Raw genomic sequence first — 5842 nt, 5'->3', positions numbered from 1 at the left:
ACCCCCGACCCCTCCCCCGTAGGGAGGGGAGTGATGTGCTGGGCTACTTTATTTTATTGTTTATTTAAATCTTATTATTTTTTAATCAGAAAAACTCCACCTTCAAATCATACCACTCCCCTCCCTACGGGGGAGGGGCTGGGGGTGGGGCTTCTATCCTCTTATCTGCCCCTCCCCATCTATCAACCACTTATATGTAGTCAATGCCTGGAGTCCCATCGGACCGCGCGGACCGAGCTTCTGAGTACTGATGCCTATCTCGGCACCAAGTCCGAACTCGCCTCCGTCAGTGAAACTTGTGGGAGCGTTCCAGTAGACACAAGCTGCATCAACCTGCTGCTGGAAGAGTTGGGCGTTATGTTTTGATTCTGTTATTATGGCTTCGCTGTGTCCCGAACCGAATTGACGGATATGGGCGAGCGCCTCGTCAATGTTCTCTACCGTCTTGACAGCGAGTGTGTATGACATAAACTCGGTGCCATACACTTCGTCAGCCATTTCGGGCGTGACACGTGTGAGCTTGGCTGCGTAGCCATTGGCAGCCAGAACATCGTAAGCCGGAGTGTCGGCATAGACGTGGACGTGCTTGGCAGCAAGCGGAGCGAGCAACTGCGGCAATGCTCCTATGCGCGAGCGATGGATGATAAGGCAGTCGAGAGCGTTGCACACACTCACGCGTCGTGTCTTTCCATTCTCTATTATGCGCGCCCCCATAGCAGTGTCGCCCAGTTCGTCGAAGTAAGTATGCACCACGCCGGCACCAGTCTCAATGACCGGAATGCGTGCCGTATCGCGCACAAAGTCAATCAGTCGTCTGCCGCCACGCGGTATGCAGAGGTCGATATAGCCCACAGCGGTGAGCATCTCATGTGTCGACTCATGCGTTGCAGGCAACAAGCACACTACGTTCTCGTCGATGTCATGCGCCCGAAGTACTTCCTTGATGAGTGCCACGATGGCACGGTTGGAGGCATCGGCATCCTTTCCACCCTTCAAGACGCAGGCATTGCCAGTCTTGAAACAGAGTGCGAAGACATCGAAACTGACGTTGGGACGTGCCTCGTACACCACACCCACTACGCCATAGGCTACTCGCTGCTTGCGCAGAAGCAGTCCGTTGGGCAGCGTCTTTTGGTCGAACACTTCGCCAAGCGGATTGGCTAAGAGAGCCACATTGCGCAACGCAGCAGCAATGTCGTGCAGTCGTTGTGGAGTGAGTTGCAGACGGTCGTACAGCGGATTGTCCTCCGACATACGACTAAGGTCGTCGGCATTGGCAGCAAGCAGCTGCTCTATATGCGCCTCGGTAGCGTCGGCAAGGTGCAACAGCACGGCGGTGCGGTCAGCCTCGGTAAGACACGACAGTGTATAGGAGGCGGCGCGAGTGGAATGGAATGTATCTATCATACAACTAAAAGCCCCACCCCCGACCCCTCCCCCGTAGGGAGGGGAGTGGTATGCTGGGCTACTTATTTTATTGTTTATAAAATCTTATTATTTAATCAGAAAAGCTCCACCTTCAAATCATATCGCTCCCCTCCCTGCGGGGGAGGGGCTGGGGGTGGGGCTTTGTGGGCGTTTTGGGCTTTCTGTATTTTACACAAACTCTGTGTACGGTGTGTCCTTGTCTCTGTCGAGTACTCGTTGCAGTATATTCTCGCGCGTGCCATTGGCGATGAACACGTGAATACCTTCGTGAGCCACGCTGAGAGCGGTGTTGCACTTGCTCGTCATACCGCCACGTCCGAACGAGCTCTTGCTGTCGTTGACATACTGCTTCACCTCGTCAGACGAGCTTACGGTACGTATTGTCGGTTGCTTGCCGTCGGGATTGGGCGAGCCTAACACTCCGTCTACATTAGTCAATAATATAAGGTTGTCGGCATGCATCATACGGGCCATGAGTCCGGAGAGCTCGTCGTTGTCGGTGAACATCAGTTCGGTGATTGACACCGTGTCGTTCTCGTTGACAATAGGAATGATGTTGTTCTCAATCATCACGCTGATGCACGACTTCTGATTCTTGTATTGGCGTTCGGAGATGAAGTTCTCCTTCATCGTCAGCACCTGACCGACATTAATGCCATATTCGCGAAAGAGCGAATAGTAGAGGTTCATGAGCTTCACCTGTCCCATAGCCGAGTAGAGTTGACGTTGTTCGACGCTGTCCAAAGGATGCACGGCGTGCATCTCGCCCCTTCCGCAAGCCACGGCACCCGACGAAACGAGTATCAGCTTATGGCCTGCTGCGTGCAGCATTGCAAGCTGATCGACAATCGACGAGAGCCGGCTCACGTTGACATGACCGTCGGGGCGCGTCAATATGTTGCTTCCTACTTTTACTACTGTAAGCATAATTTAAATGTTGAATGTGGAGTGTTGAATGTGGAACACTCAACATTCAACACTCTTCTTGAGTCCTTCAATCACGGCATTGGTGAATCCTTCACGCTCCATTGCGTTCAATCCACGGATGGTAAAACCGCCGGGAGTGGTCACCTTGTCGATTTCGGCTTCGGGATTGGCACCGCTCTTCTGAAGCAGCAATGCAGCACCCTTGATGGTCTGCAAGACAATATCTTTGGCTACATCGGCCTTGAAGCCCAGCTCCACCCCACCCTCTGTGGCGGCTCGCACGTAGCGCATGGCGTAGGCAATGCCGCACGAAGCGAGAGCCATACCGGCTCCAAATTGGCGTGCCTCAACCGTAAGAGTGTCGCCACAGGTGTCGAAAGCCTGCTTGACAAGCTGCTCCGAAGCGTCGGTTCCGCACACTCGTGTGATGAATGTCATTGATGCGCCTACTGCAATAGCGGTGTTGGGCAATGCGAAGAACGTAGAGGGGCACTTGCCTTTGTACTCCACCCACGACCTCAACTGCTCTGCCTTCAGTCCGGCTGCAACTACAACAACTGTCTGTCGTTCGGCATCCAGAACGTCGCTTATCTCCTCCATGACACTCTCTACGAGCCACGGCTTCACTACTACAAACACTATATCGCCCCATACGGCAGCCGTACGGTTGTCGCTACTCACCTTCACGCCCTGCTCTGCATAAGCGGCGAGACGCTCTGTGTGGGGATTGGAAATGTATAGGTCGGACGCCTGGAACTTACCCGACTGCAAAAAACCGTCGAGCATAGCTCCACCCATAGCACCAACACCGATTATTGATAGTTTCATAGAAAAGATAAAAAGCCCCATAAAGCCCCACCCCCGGCCCCTCCCCCGCAGGGAGGGGAGTGATGTGATGGGCTACTTAAAGCCTAAAACCTCCCCCGTAGGGAGGGGAATGGTATGCTGGGCTACTTTATTTTATTGTTTATTTAAATCTTATTATTATTTAATCCCAAAAACTCCACCTTCAAATCATACCGCTCCCCTCCCTGCGGGGGAGGGGCTGGGGGTGGGACTTTATATGGCTTTGTGGGCTTACAAACACCTCTTAAACTTCTCCACAAACTCATCCGCCTGCTGCTTTGTCAGGCACAACGGCGGAAGCAGACGCAGGATGTTGGTAGAAGCGCATCCCGTGAAGCAATGCTCCTCGTGGATGAGTCGCGAGCGCACGTCCTTATGAGGCACGTCAAGCTCAATGCCTATCATCATGCCACGTCCGCGCACGTCGACGAGATGGCTGTTATGCTGCTGCATCTCCTTGAGTTTGCCAATAAGATACTCGCCCACCTCATGCGCATTCTCTACGAGATGCTCGTTCTCCATGACGTCGAGCACGGCGAGAGCAGCTGTGCAAGCCAGATGGTTGCCGCCGAACGTAGTGCCGAGCATGCCATAGACTGGTTTGAACTCGGGCGAGATAATCACGGCACCCATCGGGAAACCATTGCCGATACCCTTGGCGCAGGTGATGATATCGGGACGAATGCCGAGCCACTGGTGGGCGAAGAACTTGCCACTACGTCCGTAGCCGCACTGTATCTCGTCGCAGATGAGCACCGTGCCATACTTCTTGCAGGCTGCCTGCAGACCCTTGGCAAACTCCTCGTTGACCATACGTATGCCGCCAACACCCTGTATGCACTCGATGATGCAAGCGGCAACGTCGCCCTTGGCAAGCTCGCGCTCCCATGCCTCAAGGTCGTTGAGGGGCAGATAGGTCACGTGGCCGCAATCGTTGATGGGCGCAATAATCTTGGGATTGTTGGTCACCTCAACCGCCAGCGACGTACGACCGTGGAACGCTTTCTCTGCCGACAGCACACGTGTGCGACCGGTATGGAACGAAGCGAGCTTCAGAGCGTTCTCGTTAGCCTCAGCGCCTGAGTTAATGAGAAACAACTGATAGTCGTCATAACCGCACGCCTTGCCCAACCGTTCTGCCAACTGCTGTTGCAGAGTGTTGATGACGGAGTTGCTGTAGAAGCCGAGCTTCGACAACTGGGCGGTAAGCATCGCGGTATAATGCGGATGACAATGACCTATAGATATGACGGCATGGCCGCCATAAAGGTCAAGATACTCGGTGCCGTGGTCGTCCCATACGTGGCAACCGGCACCCTTTGTGATGTTAATATCGAATAGTGGATAAACGTCAAATAGTTGCATATTATAAGGGAAAAAAACAAAAGCCCCACCCCTGGCCCCTCCCCCGCAGGGAGGGGAATGGTATGCTGGGCTTACTTTGTTTTATTGTTTAATTTATTGATTGATATTTTTTTGATTTAGAAAACTCCACCTACAAATCATACCGCTCCCCTCCCTGCGGGGGAGGGGTCGGGGGTGGGGCTTTATATCACAACCTTCTCCCTTAAGAGGGGCTGGGGGTGGGGCTTTCTGTTTATTAAAACGCTGACGGTTTCAGCCTCAGCCCGAGGCTTTCTTCCACTCTGAACATTATGTTCATGTTCTGTACGGCCTGTCCCACAGCACCTTTGAGCAGATTGTCGATGCATGAGGTGATGAGGAGTTTGTTGCCGTACTTCTCGCAATGGATGAGACACTTGTTGGTGTTGACCACCTGCTTCAGGTCGATAGGCTTGTCGACGTAGTGGGTGAAGGGTGCGTCGCGGTAGAAATCCTTGTAGGCTGCAACGATGTCTTCTATCGGAGCGTCGGTCTTCACCACCTCAGTAGCGAAGATGCCACGGGCGAAGTCGCCACGATAAGGGATGAAGTCGATGGATGCCTTGAACTCGCCGTTGCCCGCGAGCTGCTGTACCTGACTCAGACTCTGGCATATCTCCGGCACGTGCTGGTGCTGGAAGGGCTTGTATATGCTCATGTTGTTGTTGCGCCAAGAGAAGTGAGTAGTGGCACCAGGCTTCTGTCCGGCACCCGTCGAACCCGTAATGGCGTTCACGGCAACGTCGTCGTTGAGCAAGCCGAGCTTGGCAGCTGGCAGCAGGCCCAGCTGTATACATGTGGCGAAACAACCTGGATTAGCCACGTGCTGCGCCTTGGCTATGGCGTCGTGATTGATTTCGGGCAGACCATATACGTAGTCGTTGCCCTCGCGCTTGAGGCGGAAGTCCTGCGCAAGGTCGATTATCTTCACATGGGCAGGTATCTGGTGCTCCTTGAGGAACGCCTCGCTCTTGCCATGACCGAAACAGAAGAACACAACGTCAACATCTTCGAATGGCATATCGGCACTGAACGTCAGGTCGGTTTCGCCATACAGACCCTCGTGCACGTCGGCTACAAGATTGCCGGCATTGCTCTCGCTATTGGCAAATACTATCTCCGCCTCGGGATGATTTATGAGCAGACGTATGAGTTCGCCACCTGTGTAGCCTGCTGCTCCTAAAATTCCTATTTTCATAAATAATAAAAGCCCCACCCCTGGCCCCTCCCCCGCAGGGAGGGGAATGGTATGCTGGAC

General features: G+C 53.6%; 5 protein-coding genes. All 5 read right to left on the bottom strand.

What is annotated here, in order from left to right; translation table 11 throughout:
- Positions 1-153 precede the first annotated feature (153 nt).
- Positions 154-1407, bottom strand: coding sequence for a glutamate-5-semialdehyde dehydrogenase (locus tag I6E49_RS13860; RefSeq protein ID WP_235403054.1), 1254 nt, complete (start codon positions 1405-1407; stop codon positions 154-156).
- Positions 1408-1596: 189 nt separating this feature from the next.
- On the bottom strand, positions 1597-2355 hold the full coding sequence (gene proB, locus I6E49_RS13855) for a glutamate 5-kinase (protein ID WP_235403052.1): 759 nt from the start codon (positions 2353-2355) through the stop codon (positions 1597-1599).
- A gap of 39 nt (positions 2356-2394) precedes the next feature.
- Positions 2395-3183: a pyrroline-5-carboxylate reductase gene (proC, locus tag I6E49_RS13850; RefSeq protein WP_235403050.1), complete on the bottom strand. Its 789-nt coding sequence runs from the start codon at positions 3181-3183 to the stop codon at positions 2395-2397.
- A 249-nt stretch (positions 3184-3432) separates the two neighbouring features.
- Entirely contained in the window at positions 3433-4566 is a 1134-nt protein-coding gene (locus I6E49_RS13845) for an aspartate aminotransferase family protein (RefSeq protein ID WP_235403048.1), read from the bottom strand.
- Between the two features lie 235 nt (positions 4567-4801).
- Positions 4802-5782, bottom strand: a complete 981-nt coding sequence (argC, locus tag I6E49_RS13840) for an N-acetyl-gamma-glutamyl-phosphate reductase (RefSeq protein WP_235403047.1) — start codon at positions 5780-5782, stop codon at positions 4802-4804.
- Positions 5783-5842 lie beyond the last annotated feature (60 nt).

It is taken from the genome of Leyella stercorea, assembly GCF_021531655.1.
The sequence above is the reverse complement of the archived record's forward strand: the minus strand, read 5'-3'. Positions and strand labels throughout refer to the sequence as shown.